The following is a 20,930-nucleotide window of genomic DNA, read 5'->3' on the forward strand; positions in this document are numbered from 1 at the left end:
GAAGGTGCCCCGATGAAAACCCTCTCCTTCTTCCGCCTTGTCGTCGCGGTCGGCCTCTGCCTTGGCGTCGGGGCGCTCGGCTCGCTCGTCACCACGCCGCAGATTCCCACCTGGTATGCCGGGCTGGTGAAGCCGTCCTGGACCCCGCCACCCGCCGCCTTCCCCATCGCCTGGACCACGCTCTATGTGCTGATGGCGGTGGCGCTCTGGCGGCTGTGGCAATTGCACGCGCCCTCGTCCGCGCGCCGCCGCGCCATCGGCCTGTGGCTGGCGCAGCTGGCGCTCAACGCCATCTGGTCGCCGGTGTTCTTCGGGCTGGAGGCGCCGGGCGCGGCGCTGGTCGTGGTGCTGGCGCTGTGGCTCGCCATCGCCGCCACCATCTGGGCCTGCCTGCGGATCGACCGCATCGCCGCGTGGCTGCTGGTTCCCTATCTCGCCTGGGTGTCCTATGCCATCACGCTGAACGCTGCCATTGTCGTCCTGAATTGAGCGGCCCCGCGTGACGCGGCCGCCCGGGCACTGCCGGAGACCCTGATGGACCTTGTCACCATCGCCAAATTCATCGTCCTGCCCATCGCCCTCGGCTCGGTGGCGCTGGTGCTGGTGCTCGGCCTCGCCAACATGGCGCGCGGCGGCCCGCCGGCGCGCTCGCAGAAGCTGATGCAGTGGCGCGTGCTGCTGCAGGCGGTGGCGCTGTGCTTCGTGCTGCTCACCATCATCCTGATGAACCAGGGCTGAGAGGGTTTTCATGGTCGTCCTCAACCGCATCTACACCCGCACCGGCGACGATGGCACCACCGCGCTCGGCACCGGCGAGCGGCGGCCGAAATATGATCTGCGCGTCGCCGCCTATGGCACGGTGGACGAGACCAATGCGGTGATCGGCGTCGCCCGGCTGCACACCGGCGCCGAGCCGGCGCTGGCCGACATGGAAGCGATGCTGGCCCGCATCCAGAACGACCTGTTCGACCTCGGCGCCGACCTCGCCACGCCGGAGACGGGCGAAGACCTCGGCTACACCCCGCTGCGCATCGTCGCCGCGCAGGTCGACAAGCTGGAGCGCGACATCGACGCGCTGAACGCCAACCTCAAGCCGCTGCGCTCCTTCGTGCTGCCGGCCGGCACCCCGGCGGCGGCGCATCTGCATGTCGCCCGCACCGTGTGCCGGCGCGCCGAGCGCATGGCGGTGGAGCTTTCCGCCACGCTGGGCGAATTCGTCACCCCGGAGGCGGTGAAATATCTCAACCGCCTCTCCGACCTGCTCTTCGTCATGAGCCGCCTTGCCAATGCCCGCGCGGCGGGCGAGGGCGAGCCGGGTGACGTCTTGTGGGTGCCGGCAGCGGGGCGGGAGTGACCGCCCCGGACGGCCCGGCCGCGCGGCCCTGCGTCTTCGGCACGCCGGACAGCGTCTATGTCCGCATCGTCCGCCTGACGCTGGCGGAAAAGGGCGTCGACCACGATCTGGTGCCGGTCGATCCCTTCGCGCCGGAGGGGCTGCCGCCCTCCTATGGCGAGCGCCACCCCTTCGGCCGGATTCCGGCGTTCGAGCATGACGGCTTCCGTCTCTACGAGACCGGCGCCATCACCCGCTATGTCGACGAGGCCTTCGCCGGCGCTCCCCTGCTTCCCGCCGAAGTGCGGGCCCGGGCCCGCGCCAACCAGATCATCAGCATCGCCGATTCCTATGCCTATCGGGCGCTGGTCTGGGGGGTCTATGTCGAGCGGGTGGAAAAGCCCGCGCAGGGCGTGCCGAGCGATGAGGCCCGCCTCGTGGGCGCGCTCGCCGAGGCCCGCCAGTGTCTGGCCGCCATCGCGGCGCTGATGGCCGGGGCGCCGTACCTTGCCGGCAATGAGCTTAGCCTCGCCGATCTCTATCTCGCGCCGATGGTCGATTATGTCAGGCAGGCACCGGAAGGGGCGGAACTCCTCGCCGCCCACCCCGGCCTCGCCGCGTGGTGGGCCCGCATGGCGGCGCGCCCGTCCCTGAACCAGCTCGGCCTCTGCGCCGCGTAAGCCACCGGCGCGGTGGCGTTTTCGCGCGCGGCGCGGCATTGTCGTGGCGCGTCGCGCGCCGCGCCCTTTCCGAGATTCGCTGTAGCTCCATGCTGATCCCCTTCAACGACGACAACCCGCTGGAGGGCATCACCCACGCCTATGTCACCTGGGCGCTGATCGCGGTGAATGTGCTGGTTTTCGTGCTGCTGCAGCATGGCTACCGCGCCGAGCTCGACATTCCCTCCGCCTTCGGCTTCGGCGCCATTCCCGCCGTGGTCACGCATGCCGCCGTGCTGCCGCAGGAATATGTGCGCGTGCCGGCCGAGCTGACCCTCGTCACCTACATGTTCCTGCATGGCGGCTGGCTGCATCTGGCCGGCAACATGGCCTTCCTCTGGGTGTTCGGCGACAATGTCGAGGACGCGCTCGGCCATGCCCGCTTCCTGCTGTTCTATGTGCTGTGCGGCATCGCCGGCGGGCTGGCCCATTCCCTCGCCGTGCCTGATTCGGCGTCGCCTCTGGTCGGCGCTTCAGCGGGGATATCGGGGCTCGTCGGCGCCTATCTCATGCTGCACCCCAATGTGCGGATCTGGGTGCTGATGTTCCTGCGCGTGCCGCTGCGTGTGCCGGCGATCTGGCCGCTGGGCGCGTGGATCGGCTTCCAGCTGTGGAGCCTGTTCCAGTCCGGCGACGAGGAAACCGCGTGGTGGGCGCATGTCGCCGGGCTCGCCGCCGGCGCGGTGCTCATCGTCTTCCTGCGCCGCCCGGGCGTGCCGCTGTGGGTGATGACGCGCGACGGCACGCCGGACGGGCGCCCGCCGGTGTAATCGAGGCCCGCGCACGCCGCGCGCGGCGTTGACAGTGCCGGGGCCGAATCCTAGTTTGCCGGCGCTTTTCGCCGGCTGCTCCCGCTCCCCCCAGATTCCCGCCCCCAAGCCCCCTCTTCCGGCTTTCCGCGCGGCCCTGGCAGGCGGCGCCGCCGGCGCCGATGGCTGCCAGAGGCGGGGTCGCTGCCCTGCCGGGGGAGACAGGTGATGAAGATCCTCGTGCCCGTGAAGCGGGTGGTCGACTACAACGTCAAGATTCGGGTCAAGGCCGACGGCTCCGGCGTCGAACTGGCCAATATCAAGATGTCGATGAACCCGTTCGACGAGATCGCGGTCGAAGAGGCGCTGCGCCTCAAAGAGGCGGGCAAGGCCACCGAGGTCATCGCCGTCTCCATCGGCCCGGTGAAGACCGACGAGACCATCCGCACCGCGCTGGCCATGGGCGCCGATCGCGGCATCTGGGTGAAGACCGAGGAGGCCGGCATCGAGCCGCTCACCGTCGCCAAGCTGCTGAAGGCGATCATTGCCACCGAGGGGCCGTCGCTGGTCATCCTCGGCAAGCAGGCGATCGACGATGACTGCAACCAGACCGGCCAGATGCTCGCCGCCCTGCTGGGCTGGCCGCAGGCGACCTTCGCCTCCAAGGTCGTCGTCGGCGAGGGCGCGGTGGACGTGACCCGCGAGATCGATGGCGGGCTGCAGACGCTGCGCCTCGCTTTGCCCGCCGTGCTGACCACCGATCTGCGCCTCAACGAGCCGCGCTACGCCTCGCTGCCCAACATCATGAAGGCGAAGAAGAAGCCGATCGAGGAAAAGAGCGCCGCCGAGCTGGGCGTCGACCTCGCCCCCCGGCTGCAAATCCTCTCCACCTCCGAGCCCTCGGGCCGCACCGGCGGCATCAAGCTGGCCTCCGCCGCCGAGCTGGTCGGCCATCTCAAGACGGCGGGAGTGCTCTGACCATGGCCGACACCCTTCCCACCCTGCTGCTCGCCGAACATGACGATGCCAGCCTCAACCCGGTGACGGCCCGCGCGCTCACCGCCGCCAAGGCGCTCGGCGCCCCGGTGCATGTGCTTGTCGCCGGCGAGAACGCCCGCGCTGCGGCCGAGGCCGCCGCCAAGCTCGACGGCGTGGCGGAAGTCCTGCTCGCCGACGGCCCCGCCTATGCCCACCGCCTCGCCGAGCCGGTCGCCGCGCTCGGCGTCGCGCTGGCCCCGGCCTATGGCGCGCTCATCGCCCCCTCCACCGCCTTCGGCAAGAGCGTGATGCCGCGCATCGCCGCGCTGATCGACGTGATGCAGGTCTCCGACGTGATCGCGGTGGTCGCGCCCGATACGTTCGACCGGCCGATCTATGCCGGCAACGCCCTGCAGCGGGTGCGCGCCACCGACGCCACCAAGGTGCTCACCATCCGCACCGCCTCCTTCGCCGCTGCCGGCGAGGGCAATGCCGCGCCGATCCGCGCGGTTGAGGACGCCGCGCCCGCCGGCGGCGCCAGCTTCCTCGGCGAGGAAATCGCCGCCAGCGCCCGCCCGGACCTGTCCGCCGCCCGCATCATCGTCTCCGGCGGCCGGGCGCTCGGCTCAGCCGAGAACTTCCACGCCATTGTCGAGCCGCTGGCCGATGCGCTCGGCGCGGCGGTGGGCGCCTCGCGCGCGGCGGTCGATGCCGGCTACGCCCCGAATGACTGGCAGGTCGGCCAGACCGGCAAGGTGGTGGCGCCCGACCTCTATGTCGCGCTCGGCATATCGGGCGCCATCCAGCACCTCGCCGGCATGAAGGATTCCAAGGTCATCGTCGCCATCAACAAGGACGAGGACGCGCCGATCTTCCAGGTGGCGGATTACGGGCTGGTCGGCGACCTGTTCGAGATCGTGCCGGCGCTGCAGGCTGAAATAGCTAAGGCAAAAGCCTGACGGGACACTATACTGCCGCCCTCCGCAGGGGCAGAACGGACGTGGCAATGGCTTTCGAGATCAAGCGCATCGGCATCATCGGCGCCGGCCAGATGGGCAATGGCATCGCGCATGTGTGCGCGCTCGCCGGCTATGACGTGGTGCTGAACGACCTTGAGGCGGACCGCATCAAGTCCGGCCTCGCCACCATCAATGGCAACATGGCCCGGCAGGTTTCCAAGGGCCTCTATGCCGAGGACGAGAAGAAGGCGGCGCTTTCCCGCATCCACGGCACCGACCAGGCGGCCGACCTCGCCGAGGTTGACCTCGTCATCGAGGCGGCCGTGGAAAAGGAAGAGATCAAGCGCCGTATCTTCTCCTCCATCTGCCCGTTCCTGAAGCCGGAGGCGATCCTCGCCACCAACACCTCCTCCATCTCCATCACCCGGCTGGCCGCCTCCACCGACCGGCCGGAGCGCTTCATCGGCATTCACTTCATGAATCCGGTGCCGCTGATGCAGCTGGTGGAGCTGGTGCGCGGCATTGCCACCGAGGACGAGACCTTCGAGCTGTCCAAGGGCTTCATCACAAGGCTGGGCAAGACCTATGCGGTGGCGGAGGATTTCCCCGCCTTCATGGTCAACCGCATCCTGCTGCCGATGATCAACGAGGCGATCTACACGCTCTATGAGGGCGTCGGCTCGGTGGACGCCATCGACACCGCCATGCGGCTGGGCGCCAACCACCCGATGGGCCCGCTGCAGCTGGCCGATTTCATCGGGCTGGATACCTGCCTGTCGATCATGCAGGTGCTGCATGAGGGTCTGGCCGATTCCAAATACCGCCCCTGCCCGCTGCTGGTGAAATATGTCGAGGCCGGCTGGCTCGGGCGTAAGACCCAGCGCGGCTTCTACGATTATCGCGGCGAAAAGCCGGTGCCGACAAGGTAGAGGTGAATTGGTGCGTGCACCTCAGGGTTATTGCGCTTCTTCAAAAACCACGTTGTCGACACGCACTATACCGCTATCTGGCGCGGGCGCTGCGAAGATCATAGTGTCCAGAACGCCAAATCCATATCGATAGAACGGCACGTTACCCTTCATACGACCGATCTGTTCTTTGGTAAGACTGAATTTTATCTGATAAGCTCTGTCTTTGTCGTCGCAGGTGAACTTCAATGCGAGGACATAATCGCCTTCCATCCAAAAGAAGTTCTTCCTGGCGGAAGCCTGCAGAGCTGCGGTTAAGCTGGGCGATATCCTGTCAGTCTCCCTTTGGGCATCAAGCGGAACCGGATGCCGCAAAACCCAGTCATTCACCTGCGTGGCAAAAAGCAAAAACTCGTCACTTGGCTGGAAAAAAGATGCCTGAAGCGCGATCTGAGCGTTCATTCGCAACCTGATTTCAGGACCTGCTTGAGGTGGCTGAATCGCTACCTGCTTCGGATAACCTAGATCTTTTATATTATTATTTGAGTTTGCTGATTTTACTGAAATAGATATGCTCGAGATTTTAATAGATTGATCATTTTTATTGTAGAATTTTAAATCAATAAATATAAACGGAAGACCGATCCAGTGTCCGACGTTTATGAAGTCGATACGGTCGATGATCGACTTCTCGTTCAGCTTAGGTTCCAGACGAATGACGAGCGCTTTCGCGTCGCCCTCGTTCAGACGAACCGATTGCGACACATATGCCGTATCGCTTACATGAATATCGACCCCGTTTGCAAACTCAGCACGAGGAAGCAAAAACTCGAACTTACCCCCGTCAGCGTCCCGCTGGGGACCTCCAACAATGGAAACGTTGGCAAAATCAACAGCGCCACCCGTTTTTTGGTCTACGACGAGACCACTTATCTTTACGTAATCAGGGTTTATTTTTTCGTATACATACGAACTTATTGACAAAACTCCAAATACAAGACCAATTATAAAGCAATATTTAGATATATCCTGCACCACCTTATTCTGTCTGCGGGCTGAAATTATAGCTGCAAAGGAGATAGCCATAACAGCCAAGGCTAGAGCAGCTAGCCCAAGGGGGGTTTTAACCGCGTCTATTATTTCCCGGACATCATGCAGATTGAATAAGGCGGTCGACATGCTCAGCCCCCCTTCGTAAACGCAGGTGAGCGTACTATAGTGCCTCTCTTCGTCCTATTTAAAGTTGCATCGGCACCGGCGGGCCTCGAAGGAGGCGGATGCCCTCCGCAAGCGGTAACGGGCCCCCTACCCTATCCTGCCCCGCACCCACCGCGCCGGCCTTCCGTCGATCGCGGCCAGCCCCAGCGCGATGATGGCGAAGCCGGCGAATTCGCGCGGCTCCAGCGCCTCGCCCAGCACCAGCGCGCCGAGCAGGATCGCGCTCACCGGCACCAGGAACGTCACCAGCGAGATATTGGTCGCGCCATTGCGGCCGACGATGCGGAAATACAGGATATAGGCGAGCCCGGTGGAGAGCACGCCGAGGCCGAGCAGCGCGCCGATAACAGGCGTTGAGGGCGCCGGCAGGTTCCACGGCTGGTCGATCAGCGCCACCGCCGGCAGCAGCAGCAGGCTGGAGGTCGCCAGCTGCGCCATGGCGATGCCGAGCGGCGGCAGATGGCGGAAGCGCCGGGAATAGACCGCCGCGAAGCCATAGGACACCGTCGCCCCGAGGGCGGCGAGCTGCGCCGGCAGTTCGTGCCCGCCGAGCTGGCCGAGCAGCGCCGGCCCCATCATCACGGCCACGCCGAGAAAGCCGAGGCTCACCCCGGCCAGCTTGCCGACGGTGAACTTCTCGTCATGGGTGAAGGCCTGCGCCACCAGCACGGTGAACAGCGGCGTCGCCGCGTTGAGGATGGAGGACAGCCCGCTCGGCAGATGCTGCTGCGACCAGGCGATCAGCCCGAACGGAATGATGTTGGCGATCACCGCCAGCAGCAGGAACTCGCCCGCCAGCCGCCGGTTCATCGGCATGTGGATGCCGCGCGCCCGGGCGATCACCCACAGCGCCAGCGCGCCTATGGCCACCCGCGTCAGCACCATGGTCAGCGGGGGAATCTCGGCGATCGCCACCTTGCCGAAGAAGAAGGAACCGCCCCAGATCACCCCGAGCAGCGCCAGCGCCGCCCAGTCGGAAGGCGCCATCGGCAGCGGCCCGGCGAGCGCCGTGGCGAGCCCGGTGCGGTGGACGGGGCTCGACGCGGACATGGGGCACGCTCCTGCAGGTGGGTGCCGCCTTTTAGTCCTTCCCAGGGTTGCGCGCCACCCGATTTCGCCGGCGCCCCCCTCAGGAGAGGAGAGGCGGGTCGTCCGTTGCGGGCGGCAGGCGGCGGGGCCCCTCCGCGCCCAGCCCGGCCTTGAGCACGGCATAGACGCGGGGATCGTCCATCTGGGTGACATTGAAGCGCATGAAGTCGGTGGCCTGCTGCGCCGGACTGAAGACATTGCCCGGCGCCAGGATCACGCCCTCGCCAAGCGCGAACTGTGCCAGGCGGGCCGCGTCGCGGCCATCGGGCAGCTGGCACCAGAGATAGAAGCCGCCGCGCGGCGTCACCCACGTTCGAAAGCCCAGCGCCGCCAGCCGGGCTTGCGTGTCGCGCCGGGCGCGGGAAAGCCGCCCCCGCAGCGCCGCCAGGTGCCGGCGATAGGAGCTGTCCATCAGGCTGTCGAACACCAGCTGGGAGGCGAGCGGGCTTGCCCCGCCAAACTGCGTCGCCACCTGCAGATCGACCAGCGCCTCGATCCAGTCCGGCCGCGTCGCGATATAGCCGCAGCGGACGGAAGCCGACAGCGTCTTGGAAAAGCTGCCGATGCGGATGACGTTGACGAGGCCGTCAAACGCCGCCAGCCGCGGCGAGGGCTCGGGCTCGAACTCGGCGAAGATGTCGTCCTCCACGATGACCAGCCCGTGGGCCGAGGCGAGGGTGAGCACCTTGTGCACGGTCGGCGCCGACATCGTCGCGCCGGTCGGGTTGTGCAGGCCGCAAGTGGTGATGTAGAGCCGCGGCCGATGCTCGGTCAGGATCTCGGCGAAGCGCGCCATGTCGGGCCCGGCCGGCGTATAGGGCACGCTGACGATCCGGGCCTGATGGGCGCGCAGCAGCGCCTGAAAATTGAAATAGCAGGGATCGTCGACCAGCACGGTGTCGCCGGGCCGCAGCAGAAACCGGCAGATGAGGTCGATCGCCTGCGTGCCGGACGAGGTCAGCAGCACCTGGTCCGGGCTGAGGTCCAGCCCCTCGCTGGCGCAGCGGCGGGCCAGAAACTGCCGCAGCGGCAGCAGCCCCCTTGTGCCGCCATAATTGGCCAGCAGGGCGTCATCGGCGCGGGCGAGGCCGCGCAGCGCCCGCCGGAGGATCGCGCCGGGCATCCAGTCCGGCGGCAGCCAGCCGCATCCCGGCTTCAGCGTCTGCGTAGCGGCATCCAGCGACTGGCGCGAGACCCAGAGCGGATCGATGGCGCGGTCCGCCCTCGGCTGCAGCTCGTTGACGGCCGGAGACGCCATCCCGGACGCGACATAGAAGCCCGACCCCGGCCGCGCGTGCACAACCCCCTCCGCCACCAGCCGGTCATAGGCTTCCACCACCGTCGAGGGCGACACCTTGAGGCTTGCGGCGGCGCGACGGATCGAGGGCAGCTTGTCGCCCGGCGCCAAGGTGCGGCGGGCGATCTGGTCGAGGATCGCCGCCATCACCTGCCCGGTTCGGGTCGCATTCTTGGCCATCGCGTCACCCCAACTGTATGGCTCCAAAAGGCCTACAGTTCGCTATGGATTGTACGGGGTGTAACTGTCCCGGCCAAGGCCGCAGCCGCTATGGATGCCGCTCATTCACGCGGGCGGGCCGATGGAACAGACATCAAAAGGATGGGGCAGCGGCCTTGTCGGCGTGCTCATTTTCAGCGGCTCGCTGCCCGCCACGCGGGTCGCGGTCGGCGGATTCGAGCCGGTCTTCCTCACCAGCGCCCGCGCGGTGATCGCCGCGCTGCTCGGCGGGGCGCTGCTGGTGGCGCTGCGCCAGCCCCGCCCGGCCGCCTCCGACCTTTTCTCGCTGCTGATTGTCGCGGTCGGGGTGGTGGTCGGCTTTCCGCTGCTGACGGCGCTGGCGCTCCAGCACGTCACCTCGGCCCATTCCATCGTCTTCATCGGCCTTCTGCCGCTGGCCACCGCGACCTTCGGCGTGCTGCGCGGCGGCGAACGGCCAAGGCTGGGGTTCTGGATCTTCTCAGCGCTGGGCAGCCTGTCGGTGGTCGGCTTCGCCCTCTCGCAAAGCGGTGCGGGCTCGCTGGTGGGTGACGGGCTGATGGTGGCGGCGGTCATCATTTGCGGGCTGGGCTATGCGGAAGGCGCGGTGCTCTCCCGCCGGCTGGGCGGCTGGCAGGTGATCTGCTGGGCGCTGGCGCTGGCGCTTCCCGTCATGGCGCCGATCGCCCTCGCCACCCAGCCCCCGACATGGCACGGCATCGGCGCCCCGGCCTGGCTGGGCCTCGCCTATGTCTCGGTCTTCAGCATGCTGGTCGGCTTCGTGTTCTGGTATCGCGGCCTGGTGCTGGGCGGCATCGCCAAGGTCGGGCAGCTGCAGCTGCTCCAGCCCTTTTTCGGCCTGCTACTGGCGGGACTGCTGCTCGACGAACCCGTGCCCATGGCGATGGTGGCCGTCACCGGCTTCATCGTGCTGTGCGTCGCCGCCGCCAAGCGGTTCGCGTGAGCCCTCAGGGCGCCGCCGTCGCCGCCAGCCCCTTGTCGGCCAGCGCCGCCTTCACCAGCGCCACCGCGTCCGGGCTCGCCCATTCGGCCGGGCCGGCGATATGGCCGAGCTCGCAGCCCTGCGCATCGATCAGCATGGTGGTGGGCAGGCCGAAGCCGCGCCCGACCACGCGCAGATCCTGGAAGGCCTGTGCCTTCGGGTCGGTGTAGAGCGCGAGGTGCGTCAGCCCGGTCTCCGTGAAGAAGGTCTTCGGCTTGGCCGGGTCGCGGGTGTCGATATTGACCGTGATCACCTCGAAGCCCGGCGCGCCATCGCCGCCCTTGCTGCCGAGCGTCGCCTGCAGCTCGTCGAGCGCCGGCATCTCCTTGCGACAGGGCACGCACCAGGTCGCCCAGATGTTGACCAGCTTCAGCCCGTCGCCGCCCACCTGCGACAGCCGGGTCGGCTGGCCGTCGGGGGCGAGGAAGGCGAGGTCGGGAATCCGGGTCGGCTTCTCCGTCGGGGCGAAGGCGGCGAGTTCCCCGGTGGCGAGGGCGGCGAGGCGCTTGCCGGCCGCGCTGGCCACACTGCACTGATCGTCCACCCCACTGGCCTGACTGGCCACACCGGCCACGGCCGGCAAGGGCGGGGACGCGGGCCCGGTGGCCGGCCCCGTGGCAACGACATTGCGCGGCCCGCCCCCTATCCCGTATACGCCTGCCAGCCCGGCGACGGCGCCCGCCACCACGGCGGCCGCCAGAAGGAGGGCGAAGCGTCCCGTGCGGCGCGGCGAGCCCTCTGTTTCGGGTCCGCCTGCGTCCTCAGGTCGTTCGGTCATGGCCGTCCTCGCGGAGAAAAGTCTAACATGAGCAACAAGATGTGGGGCGGCCGCTTCGAGACCGGGCCCGATGCGATCATGGAGGAGATAAACGCCTCCATCGGTTTCGACCAGCGCCTGTATGCGCAGGACATTGCGGGATCGAAGGCGCATGCCTCGATGCTGGCGGCGCAGGGGATCATCGACAAGGCTGATGCCGAAAAGATCGCCGCCGGTCTAGACACGATCCTGTCAGAGATCGAAGCCGGCGATTTCACCTTCCAGCGGGCGCTGGAAGACATCCACATGAACGTGGAATCCCGCCTCGCCACGCTACTCGGCGCCCCCGCCGGCCGCCTCCACACCGCGAGATCGCGCAACGACCAGGTGGCGACCGATTTTCGCCTCTATGTCCGCGACACGATCGACACGCTCGACGCGCAGATTCGCGATCTGCAGCAGGCACTTGCCGAGAAGGCGCTGCTCCATTCCGGCACGGTGATGCCCGGCTTCACCCATCTGCAGACCGCCCAGCCCGTGACCTTCGGCCACCATCTGCTGGCCTATGTCGAGATGCTCGGGCGCGATCGCGGCCGCTTCCGCGACGCCCGCGCGCGGCTCAACGAGTGCCCGCTGGGCGCTGCCGCGCTGGCCGGCACCTCGTTCCCGATCGACCGCTTCGCCACCGCCGGCGCGCTCGGCTTCGACCGGCCGACGGCGAATTCGCTCGATTCCGTCTCCGACCGCGACTTCGTGCTGGAGACGCTGGCGGCGGCGTCCATCGCGGCGATGCATCTCTCCCGCTTTGCCGAGGAGATCGTGATCTGGACCTCCCCGCTGGTGGGGCTGATGAAGCTCTCCGACCGCTTCACCTCCGGCTCCTCGATCATGCCGCAGAAGCGCAACCCGGACGCCGCCGAGCTGGTGCGGGCCAAGATCGGCCGAATTGCCGGTGCTTTCAATGGCTTGCTGATGGTGATGAAGGGTCTCGCCCTGGCCTACGCGAAGGACATGCAGGAGGACAAGGAAGGCACGTTCGATGCTCTCTCCACCCTCTCGCTGATGATTGCCGCCACCAGCGGCATGGTCCGCGACATGGTCCCGGACGAGAAGCGGATGAAGGCGGCGGCCGGTTCCGGCTATTCCACCGCCACCGATCTCGCCGACTGGCTGGTGCGGGTGCTCGGCCTGCCCTTCCGCGAGGCGCACCACGTCACCGGCCGCATCGTCGCGCTGGCCTCCGCCAAGGACGCCCCGCTGCACAAGCTGACGCTGGCCGAGATGCAATCGGTGGAACCGCGCATCACGCAGGAGGTTTTCGGCGTGCTCTCGGTGTCGAAGTCGGTGGCGAGCCGCGTCTCCTATGGCGGCACCGCGCCGAAGAATGTGCGTACCCAGGCCAGGCGCTGGCTGAAGCAGTTGGCGAAATAAGCCGGCCGTCTTCCGTCATGGCCGGGCTTGGCCCGGCCATCCAAGCCTTGCTTTGCCTCCGCCTTCAAAGTCATGGATCCCCGGGCCAAGCCCGGGGATGACGTTGCCCTTTTCGATCGGCGTTACGCCTTCCGCCCCAGCAATCGCAAGGCGTTGGCCGTCACCAGCACGGTGGCGCCGGTATCGGCGAGGATCGCGGGCCAGAGGCCGGTGAGGCCGATGAGGGTGGTGACGAGGAACACCGCCTTCAGCCCCAGCGCCAGCGTGATGTTCTGGTGGATGTTGCGCATCGTCGCCTGCGACAGCGCAATCATCGCTGCGACATCGCCCACCCGGCCATGCAGAACGGCGGCGTCCGCCGTCTCCAGCGCCACATCGGTACCGCCGCCCATGGCGATGCCGACATTGGCAGCGGCGAGCGCCGGCGCGTCATTGATGCCATCGCCCACCTTGGCGACCTTCAGCCCCTCGCGCTGAAGCTCGCCGATGATGCGCTGCTTATCGGCCGGCATCAGCCCGGCGCGGACCTCGATGCCGAGGTCGGCGCCGATCGCCCGCGCCGTCCGCTCATTGTCACCGGTCAGCATCAGCGTGCGGATGCCAGCGGATTTGAGCGCATCGAGCCCGGCCCGCGCGTCCGCACGCGGCTCGTCGCGCAGGGCGATCAGCCCTTGCGCCCGCCCGTCCGCCAGCAGCACCGCCACCGTCTTGCCAGCGGCGTTGAGCGCACGGATCGTCGCCTCCTGCTCGGCGTCGAGACCAGCGCGCGCGCCTGCCGCCTTCGGCGAGCCGAGGAACAGCACCGCGCCGTCCACCGTGCCGCTCACCCCCTCGCCTCCGAGCGCCGCCGCCTCGCGCACGGGCGGGATGGCGAGACCACGCGCTTCCGCCGCCGCAAGGATGGCGTTGGCGAGCGGATGGGTGGAGCCGGATTCCAGCGCGGCCGCCCATGCCAGCAGGCCGGCCTCGTCGCCGGCGAAGGTCACGATGTCGGTGACCACGGGCTTGCCCTCGGTCAGCGTGCCGGTCTTGTCGAAGGCCACGGCATTGATGGTGCACAGCGCCTCCAGCACCGCCCCACCCTTGATCAGCAGGCCGCGCCGCGCGCCCACCGCCAGACCGGCGGCGATTGCGGCGGGGGTGGAGATGACCAGCGCGCAGGGGCAGCCGATCAGCAGCAGCGCAAGGCCCTTGTAGATCCATTCGTCCCAGCCCGCCCCGAAGGCGAGCGGCGGCACGACGGCGACCAGCGCCGCGACCACCACCACCAGCGGCGTGTACCAGCGCGCGAAGCGGTCGATGAAGCGCTCGGTCGGCGCCTTGCTCTCCTGCGCCTCCTCCACTAGCCGCACGACACGGGCGATGGTGTTGTCGGACGGCGCGGTGGTGGCGCGCAGGGTGAGCGCGGCTTCCCCGTTCACCGTGCCGGCGAAGACGGCGTCACCGGCCTGTTTGGCCACCGGCACACTCTCCCCCGTCACCGGCGCCTCGTTCACCGAGCCGGCACCCTCGAGCACCGCACCATCGGCGGGAATGCGCTCGCCGGGGCGCACGAGGATGACGTCGCCGATAGTGAGGCTTTCCGCCGGCACCTCGCGCGTCCCCCCGTTCGCGATGAGGCGCGCGGTCTTCGGCACCAGCGCGGTGAGGGCGCGGATGGAGTTGCGCGCCCTCCCGGCGGCGACGCCTTCCAACAATTCGCCGACAAGGAACAGGAACACCACGGCCGCCGCCTCCTCGGAAGCGCCGATGATCACCGCGCCGATGGCGGCGATGGTCATCAGCGTCTCGATGGAGAAGGGCGTGCCGGCGAGCCCCGCCATCACCGCCCGGCGGGCGATCGGGATGAGGCCGAGCGACAGGGCGGCGATGAAGATCCAGGGGTCGAGGACAGGGTAGAAATGGCCGAGCCCGTAGGCGGCCGCCAGCGCTGCGCCGCAGACGAGGGCGAGCCGCGCCTTACCGCTGGTCCACCACGGACCGTCGCCGGCGAGATGCGCGTGGTCATTTGCGCTCGACGGCGCCGCTACGACCGCTGCCGCGTGGTGATCGTGACGCTTGTGGTCGTTACCTTCATGCGAATGATCATGATCGTGGCCGCAGCCGGGGCCATGCGCGTGCGCATGGTCATGGGCGTACGCCGGCGCTGCGGGGGCACCGGTCGCGGCTTTCGTCGTGGCCGGCAGAGCGAATATGCCGTAGCCGAGGCCGGCCACCCGCTTCTCCACGAGCACAAGGTCGGCGCCGTCATGGGTCACCGTCATCGTCCCCGCCGCCACCGCGACCGACACGTCGGCGACGCCATCGAGGCGCCGCACCGCCGTCTCGATCTTCAAGGCGCAGGACGCGCAGTCCATGCCCTCGATACGGTAGCGGGTCTTGGTCGCCAGCATGATCATCTCTCCTGCGCTCGCCCTTGCGTCGGCGGCAGGCAGACCCTAGCTCCTCTAGCGACTAGAGGAGCAAGCGTGAAATGACGGGTACTTTTACCATTGGCGAGGCGGCGCGGGACAGCGGCGTGAAGGTACCGACCATCCGCTATTACGAAGAGATCGGCCTGCTCCCCGCACCCCCGCGCACCGAGGGCGGGCGCCGCGCCTATGGTGCGCAGGACCTGCGCCGGCTGGCCTTCATCCGCCATGCCCGCGAGCTCGGCTTCGAGATCGACGCCATCCGCACCCTGTTGCAATTGCAGGACGAGCCCGACCAATCCTGCGCCGCCGCCGACGCCATCGCACGCGACCACCTCATCACGGTGGAGCGGCGTATCGCCAGCCTCACGGCGCTGCGTGAAGAGCTGGCGCGCATGGTCGAGGGCTGCTCGCACGGCCATGTCGCCAGCTGCCGGGTGATTGAGATCCTCGCCGACCATGGCGAATGCACGCATCATGAGGGCGGGCGCGCTTGATCTCTCGGGCGCCGCTCAGGCCTGCGCCAGGCGCGCCTCGTCGCGCGCTGCCGGCTCCTGGGTGAAGCCCGCCCGCGCCTCGCGCACCGCCCCAGCGATGAAGTCCTCCACCGTGCGGATGCGCCTGAGGTCGCGGATGTCGGCATGCGTCACCAGCCAATAGGCTCGGCGGAAGTTCAGCTCGGGCAGCACCCGCACCAGTTCGGGGTGCTCCAACGCGGCATAGTCGTGCAGGATGCCGATGCCACCGCCCGCCCGCACCGCCTCCATCTGGCCAACGACGCTGGCGCATTCCAGCCGGCGGGCCTCCACTTCGCGAAACACCTCGAAATAGTCGAGCGCCGGAGAATAGACGAGATCGGGCACATAGGTGACCAGCAGCCGCCCGGCGACATCGCGCAGGCTCTCCACCGGGCCGGTGCGGGCGAGATAGACCCGCGAGGCATAGACGCCGAGCGTGTAGTCGGTGAGCTTGCGCGCCACCAGCCGCCCCTCGCTCGGCCGCTGCAGCGTGACCGCGATATCCACCTCGCGCTTGGGCAGCGAGAAGCTGCGCGGCAGGGGAGCGAGCTGGATCGAGAGGCCGGGATGCTCCTCCGCCAGCCGGCCGAGGCGCGGGGCGAGGAAATAGGTGCCGAAACCATCCGGCGCGCCGATCCGCACCGCCCCGGCCAGCGCGAGATCGACATTGCCCAGCGCCGCCTGCGCCTGCAGCATCTCGGTCTCGATGCGCTCGGCATGGGCGAGCAGGCGTTCGCCGGCGGGGGTCAGCTCGCTGCCGGTGGTGCGGCGTTCCAGAAGCTTGGAGCCGAGGCTCGCTTCCAGCGCGCCAAGCCGGCGGCCGACGGTGGCGTGGTCCAACCCGAGCTGGCGCGCCGCCGCCAGCATCTGGCCGGCGCGGGCGACCGCGAGAAAGATGCGCAGATGGTCCCAATCCATGGCACCCTGCCTAGCGCAATGTGCGCAGCCGCACAACGGATGCGAAAACATCGTCGTTGAAGTGACGACTTTCGACAAGCACAACCGCAGGCAGGAAAACCAGAGGGAGAGATCGCCATGGCGGTCATCGGGCATTACATCGGCGGCAAGGTGGTGACCACGGCGGGACGCACGTCCCCGGTGTTCGATCCCTCCACAGGCGCGCAGACCGGCGAGACGCTGCTCGCCACCACGGCCACGGTGGGCGAGGCGGTCGCCGCCGCCACCAAGGCGTTTCCCGCCTGGGCCGACATGCCGGCGCTGTCGCGCGCGCGCATCATGTTCAAGTTCAAGGCGCTGCTGGAGCGCGACATCGACGCGCTGGCGGAAGCCATCACCCGTGAGCACGGCAAGACCTTCGAGGACGCCAAGGGCGAAGTCACCCGCGGCATCGAGGTGGTCGAGTTCGCCTGCGGCATCCCGCATCTGCTGCGCGGCGACTTCACCGAGCAGGTGGCGCGCGGCGTCGACGTGTTCTCCGCCCGTCACCCGGTGGGCGTGGTCGCCGGCATCACGCCGTTCAACTTCCCCGTCATGGTGCCGATGTGGATGTTCCCGGTAGCACTGGCCTGCGGCAACGCCTTCGTGCTGAAGCCCTCCGAGAAGGACCCGACCCCCTCGTTGATGCTGGCGGAGTTGCTGACGGAAGCCGGCCTGCCGGCCGGCGTGTTCAACGTCGTGCAGGGCGACAAGGAGGCGGTTGACGCCCTCCTCACCCATCCCGACGTCGCGGCGGTCAGCTTCGTCGGCTCCACCGCCATCGGCGAATATGTCTACAAGACCGCCGCCGCCCACGGTAAGCGGGCGCAGGCACTGTGCGGCGCCAAGAACCACCTCGTTGTCATGCCCGACGCCGATCTCGACAAGACCGTCGACGCGCTGATGGGCGCCGGCTACGGCTCGGCCGGCGAGCGCTGCATGGCGGTCTCGGTCGCGGTGGCGGTCGGCGGCGTCGGCGACGCGCTGATGGAGAAGCTGGTACCGAAGGTGCGCGCGCTGAAAGTGGGCCCCGGCCTCGACCGCGACAGCGAGATGGGTCCGCTCGTCACCAAGGAGCACCTCGCCAAGGTCTCCGGCTATGTCGATGCCGGCGTCGCCGCCGGCGCCGAGCTGGTGGTCGATGGGCGCGGCCTCAAGCTGCAGGGCTATGAGAACGGCTATTTCATCGGCGGCTGCCTGTTCGACAAGGTTACGCCCGATATGAAGATCTACAAGGAAGAGATCTTCGGCCCGGTGCTCTCCGTGGTGCGCGTCGACCGCTATGATGACGCGCTCAAGCTGGTCAACGAGCACGAATATGGCAATGGCGCCGCCATCTTCACCCGCGACGGCGATGCCGCCCGCGCCTTCGACCGCGACGCCAAGGCCGGCATGATCGGCATCAACGTGCCGATCCCGGTACCGGTGGCGTTCCACTCGTTCGGCGGCTGGAAGCGCTCGGTGTTCGGCGACCGCAACGTCTATGGCATGGAGGGCGTGGGCTTCTACACCAAGATGAAGACCACCACCGCCCGCTGGCCAACCGGCATCCGCGAGGGCGCCCAGTTCGTCATGCCCACCAGCGGCTGAAGATAAAAGACGGCGTCATCCCCGGGCCTGGCCCGGGGATCCACGCCTTTGCCGACGCCCCGCAGACGTAGATGGCCGGGACAAGCCCGGCCATGACGGCCGTCACGTCCGGTCGTCGTCCCGGACGGCCGAAGGTCCGCTGCGGCCGGGATGACGGCTGACGGTCAGCCCGGCTCGCCCCGCACCGTCGCCTGGAAAGGCGAGGCGCCGCCCTCCCGCCAGAACGACTCCGACGTCGTGTCGAGGAAAGCCGCGAACAGCGCCCGCGCCTCGCTGCGGCGAACGCCTGCGGCAATTTCCACCGGCCGGTGCTGGTGGCGCGGCGGCGCGCCTGTGAGGATCACCGAGGCGCAGCCGCCATAGGCGTCCTCCATCGCGAAAACCAGCCGCGTGATCGGCAGGTGCAGCAGCGTGCCGAAGCACATCACGCAGGGCTCCAGCGTGGTGTAGAGGGTGAGGCCGTCCGCGCGGGCGAAACGATAGTCGCCTATGAACACCTGATGGAACAGGTTCATCTCCGCATGGTTGAGATGATTGGACGCCATCGTCTTGCGCGCGCGGCCGAGAACCTGCGTTCCCTGCGCCAGCACGGCGCCGACAGGGAACACGCCCGCTTCCAGGGCCCCGGCCGCCTCCGCCAGTGCCTCGGCCATCATGAGTTCATCGTTCGCCAGCCGATCCATCCGCAGCGTCCCTGAAGGCCCCTCGCGCCTCAGTCGTGCGAGCGGCCAAAGTCCGGCGCCGCCGTCTCCTGGCCGATCTCGATGATCGAGCGGCGGATGGCGCGGGTGCGGGTGAACAGGTCGAACAGCTTGTCGCCCTCCGCCCAGCGGATCGCCCGCTGCAGCGCGATCAGGTCCTCGGTGAAGCGCCCCAGCACCTCGATCACCGCCTCGCGATTGTTGAGGAACACGTCGCGCCACATGGTCGGGTCGGAAGCGGCGATGCGGGTGAAGTCGCGAAAGCCGCCGGCGGAATATTTGATCACCTCGGACTGTGTCACCGCCTCCAGATCCGCCGCCGTGCCGACGATGTTGTAGGCGATGAGGTGGGGGACGTGCGAGGTGATCGCCAGCACCAGATCGTGGTGCTCGGGCGTCATGGTCTCAACATTGGCGCCCATGGCGCTCCACAGGCCGGAAAGCGCCGCAACCGCCGCCGGATCGGTGCCCTCGGGCGGGGTGAGGATCGACCAGCGGTTTTTGAACAGCGTGGCGAAGCCCGCATCCGGCCCGGAATACTCCGTGCCCGCCACCGGATGGCCCGGCACGATGTGGACGCTCTCCGGCAGATGGGCGCGCAGCGCGCTTACCACCGCCCCCTTCACCGAGCCGACATCGGAGACAATGGCGCCCGCCTTCACATGCGGGGCGATGGCTTCCGCCACGGCGCCCATGGCGCCGACCGGCACGCAGAGGATGATGATGTCGGCGCCTTCGACCGCCTGCGCTGGCGTCATCGCGACGAGATCGGCGATATCAAGCGCCTCGGCGCGCGCGCGAACCGCCTCGGCGCCGTCATAGGCGACCAGCGTGCCGGCCAGTCCGCGCGCCTTAACCGCGCGCAGGATCGACGAGCCGATGAGCCCGATGCCAATGACGGTAAGCCGGCCGATGAGCGGATGAGCGAGGGGCGGATCAAGCACCATCGCCCGTCTCCTTCCCGCCCATGAACGCCGTCAGCGCCGCCACCAGCAGGCGGTTGGCCTCCTCGGTACCGATGGTGACGCGCAGCGCGCCCGGCAGGCCGTAGGAATCCACCCGCCGCAGGATCAGCCCGCGGTGGGCGAGGAAGGCGTCGGCCTCCTTCGCCGTGCGGCCGGGCGTCTCGGGGAAATGCACCAGCAGGAAATTGGTCACGCTCGGCGTCACGGTGAGGCCGAGCGTGGTCAGTTCCTGTGCCAGCCAGGGCAGCCAGTGCTCATTATGGGCGATGGCGCGCTCAACATGGCCGGTGTCCTCGATCGCCGCCACGGCGGCGGCCAGGCCCGGCGCCGAGACGTTGAACGCCCCGCGAATCCGGTTCACCGCGTCCACCACCTCGGCCGGCCCATAGAGCCAGCCGACCCGCAGCGCGGCGAGGCCGTGGATCTTCGAGAAGGTACGCAGCATCACCACATTCGGCGAGGTCGCAACCAGCTCGATGCCGGACTCATAGTCGTTGCGGCGGACATATTCAGCATAGGCAGCATCGAGCGCGAGCAGCACATGCGGCGGCAGGCCACGCTGCAGCCGCTTCACCTCGTCGAAGGGAATATAGGTGCCGGTCGGGTTGTTCGGGTTGGCGAGGAAGACCACGCGCGTCTTGTCCGTCACCGCCGCCAGCAGCGCGTCGACATCGGAACGATAGTCCTTCTCCGGCGCCACCACGGGGGTCGCGCCCGCCGCCAGCGTGGCGATGCGGTAGACGAGGAAGCCATGCTGGGAAAACAGCACCTCGTCACCGGGACCGGCAAAGGCGGCGGCGGTCAGCATCAGCAGTTCATCCGAGCCGGTGCCGCAGACGATGCGGGCCGGGTCGAGCCCATAGGCGGCGCCGATGGCCTCGCGCAGCTTGGTCGACGAGCCGTCGGGATACAGCTCCAGCGCGGTGGCCGACTGGAAAGCGGCAACTGCCTTCGGGCTGGGACCGAGCGGATTCTCGTTCGCCGACAGCTTATGCACCTTCACGCCCGGACCGCCGTGCGACTTGCCCGGCACATAGGCCTCGATCGCCAGAACGCTGGCGCGCGGGACAGGACGGGTGGGACGGCTGGCGGGGGACGACATGACGGGGCTCCGAAGGGCGGCGGTTCTCAGATGTGGATGGCAGGAGACGGAAGGCAGGGCGGAATCCG

At 68.1% G+C, this 20,930-nt stretch carries 21 protein-coding genes; 12 read left to right on the plus strand and 9 right to left on the minus strand.

Annotated elements, in window-relative coordinates; genetic code table 11:
• The first annotated feature begins 12 nt into the window (after positions 1-12).
• From A3M1_RS0106705 to A3M1_RS0106745, 8 genes are all read left to right on the plus strand, one after another.
• The gene (locus A3M1_RS0106705; protein WP_018388187.1) at positions 13-489 is read left to right on the plus strand and encodes a TspO/MBR family protein; all 477 of its coding nucleotides are present in this window, start codon (positions 13-15) and stop codon (positions 487-489) included.
• Between the two features lie 45 nt (positions 490-534).
• Positions 535-738, plus strand: coding sequence for a twin transmembrane helix small protein (locus tag A3M1_RS0106710; RefSeq protein WP_018388188.1), 204 nt, complete (start codon positions 535-537; stop codon positions 736-738).
• Positions 739-748: 10 nt separating this feature from the next.
• Complete coding sequence (locus A3M1_RS0106715; RefSeq protein ID WP_018388189.1) at positions 749-1,354, plus strand: cob(I)yrinic acid a,c-diamide adenosyltransferase; 606 nt, start codon at positions 749-751, stop codon at positions 1,352-1,354.
• Complete coding sequence (locus A3M1_RS0106720; protein ID WP_018964172.1) at positions 1,351-2,013, plus strand: glutathione S-transferase family protein; 663 nt, start codon at positions 1,351-1,353, stop codon at positions 2,011-2,013. Before A3M1_RS0106715 ends, A3M1_RS0106720 begins: the two co-directional genes overlap by 4 nt.
• A gap of 89 nt (positions 2,014-2,102) precedes the next feature.
• Entirely contained in the window at positions 2,103-2,822 is a 720-nt protein-coding gene (locus tag A3M1_RS0106730; protein ID WP_018388191.1) for a rhomboid family intramembrane serine protease, read from the plus strand.
• A 207-nt stretch (positions 2,823-3,029) separates the two neighbouring features.
• Positions 3,030-3,779, plus strand: coding sequence for an electron transfer flavoprotein subunit beta/FixA family protein (locus A3M1_RS0106735; protein WP_018388192.1), 750 nt, complete (start codon positions 3,030-3,032; stop codon positions 3,777-3,779).
• A 2-nt stretch (positions 3,780-3,781) separates the two neighbouring features.
• Entirely contained in the window at positions 3,782-4,738 is a 957-nt protein-coding gene (locus tag A3M1_RS0106740) for an electron transfer flavoprotein subunit alpha/FixB family protein (protein ID WP_018388193.1), read from the plus strand.
• A gap of 47 nt (positions 4,739-4,785) precedes the next feature.
• On the plus strand, positions 4,786-5,667 hold the full coding sequence (locus A3M1_RS0106745; protein WP_018388194.1) for a 3-hydroxybutyryl-CoA dehydrogenase: 882 nt from the start codon (positions 4,786-4,788) through the stop codon (positions 5,665-5,667).
• Between the two features lie 27 nt (positions 5,668-5,694).
• Here A3M1_RS0106745 and A3M1_RS26875 read toward each other — a convergent pair whose 3' ends face one another.
• The 3 genes from A3M1_RS26875 to A3M1_RS0106765 form a co-directional block, all read right to left on the minus strand.
• Complete coding sequence (locus A3M1_RS26875; protein ID WP_245261596.1) at positions 5,695-6,825, minus strand: carboxypeptidase-like regulatory domain-containing protein; 1,131 nt, start codon at positions 6,823-6,825, stop codon at positions 5,695-5,697.
• A gap of 126 nt (positions 6,826-6,951) precedes the next feature.
• Positions 6,952-7,914 carry a DMT family transporter gene (locus tag A3M1_RS0106760; RefSeq protein ID WP_018388197.1) on the minus strand — a complete coding sequence of 321 codons (963 nt, stop codon included), beginning with the start codon at positions 7,912-7,914 and terminating at the stop codon, positions 6,952-6,954.
• A gap of 79 nt (positions 7,915-7,993) precedes the next feature.
• Entirely contained in the window at positions 7,994-9,430 is a 1,437-nt protein-coding gene (locus A3M1_RS0106765) for a PLP-dependent aminotransferase family protein (protein ID WP_018388198.1), read from the minus strand.
• Positions 9,431-9,551: 121 nt separating this feature from the next.
• Here A3M1_RS0106765 and A3M1_RS0106770 point away from each other — a divergent pair, with 121 nt between their 5' ends.
• Positions 9,552-10,412, plus strand: coding sequence for a DMT family transporter (locus tag A3M1_RS0106770; RefSeq protein WP_026221185.1), 861 nt, complete (start codon positions 9,552-9,554; stop codon positions 10,410-10,412).
• A gap of 4 nt (positions 10,413-10,416) precedes the next feature.
• On the opposite strand, the gene A3M1_RS0106775 is transcribed toward A3M1_RS0106770, so the two are convergent.
• A complete protein-coding gene (locus tag A3M1_RS0106775; RefSeq protein WP_245261597.1) occupies positions 10,417-11,229 on the minus strand; it encodes a TlpA disulfide reductase family protein in 813 nt (270 codons plus the stop codon).
• Between the two features lie 27 nt (positions 11,230-11,256).
• Here A3M1_RS0106775 and argH point away from each other — a divergent pair, with 27 nt between their 5' ends.
• Complete coding sequence (argH, locus tag A3M1_RS0106780) at positions 11,257-12,639, plus strand: argininosuccinate lyase (RefSeq protein WP_018388201.1); 1,383 nt, start codon at positions 11,257-11,259, stop codon at positions 12,637-12,639.
• 122 nt (positions 12,640-12,761) lie between these two features.
• On the opposite strand, the gene A3M1_RS0106785 is transcribed toward argH, so the two are convergent.
• The gene (locus tag A3M1_RS0106785) at positions 12,762-15,032 is read right to left on the minus strand and encodes a heavy metal translocating P-type ATPase (protein WP_026221186.1); all 2,271 of its coding nucleotides are present in this window, start codon (positions 15,030-15,032) and stop codon (positions 12,762-12,764) included.
• Positions 15,033-15,112: 80 nt separating this feature from the next.
• Here A3M1_RS0106785 and A3M1_RS0106790 point away from each other — a divergent pair, with 80 nt between their 5' ends.
• Complete coding sequence (locus A3M1_RS0106790; protein ID WP_018388203.1) at positions 15,113-15,547, plus strand: helix-turn-helix domain-containing protein; 435 nt, start codon at positions 15,113-15,115, stop codon at positions 15,545-15,547.
• A 15-nt stretch (positions 15,548-15,562) separates the two neighbouring features.
• Here A3M1_RS0106790 and A3M1_RS0106795 read toward each other — a convergent pair whose 3' ends face one another.
• Positions 15,563-16,486: a LysR family transcriptional regulator gene (locus tag A3M1_RS0106795; RefSeq protein ID WP_018388204.1), complete on the minus strand. Its 924-nt coding sequence runs from the start codon at positions 16,484-16,486 to the stop codon at positions 15,563-15,565.
• A gap of 117 nt (positions 16,487-16,603) precedes the next feature.
• On the opposite strand from A3M1_RS0106795, the gene A3M1_RS0106800 reads away from it, so the two are divergent.
• Positions 16,604-18,094: a CoA-acylating methylmalonate-semialdehyde dehydrogenase gene (locus A3M1_RS0106800; protein ID WP_018388205.1), complete on the plus strand. Its 1,491-nt coding sequence runs from the start codon at positions 16,604-16,606 to the stop codon at positions 18,092-18,094.
• 164 nt (positions 18,095-18,258) lie between these two features.
• On the opposite strand, the gene A3M1_RS0106805 is transcribed toward A3M1_RS0106800, so the two are convergent.
• The 3 genes from A3M1_RS0106805 to hisC are packed head-to-tail and all read right to left on the minus strand — an operon-like array spanning position 18,259 to position 20,862.
• On the minus strand, positions 18,259-18,750 hold the full coding sequence (locus tag A3M1_RS0106805; protein WP_245261598.1) for a nucleoside deaminase: 492 nt from the start codon (positions 18,748-18,750) through the stop codon (positions 18,259-18,261).
• Between the two features lie 56 nt (positions 18,751-18,806).
• Entirely contained in the window at positions 18,807-19,742 is a 936-nt protein-coding gene (locus A3M1_RS0106810) for a prephenate/arogenate dehydrogenase family protein (RefSeq protein ID WP_018388207.1), read from the minus strand.
• Positions 19,732-20,862, minus strand: coding sequence for a histidinol-phosphate transaminase (gene hisC, locus A3M1_RS0106815; protein WP_018388208.1), 1,131 nt, complete (start codon positions 20,860-20,862; stop codon positions 19,732-19,734). The genes A3M1_RS0106810 and hisC overlap by 11 nt, the downstream gene beginning before the upstream one ends.
• Positions 20,863-20,930: the final 68 nt, after the last annotated feature.

Source organism: Ancylobacter sp. FA202 (genome assembly GCF_000380205.1).
Classification (GTDB): domain Bacteria; phylum Pseudomonadota; class Alphaproteobacteria; order Rhizobiales; family Xanthobacteraceae; genus Ancylobacter.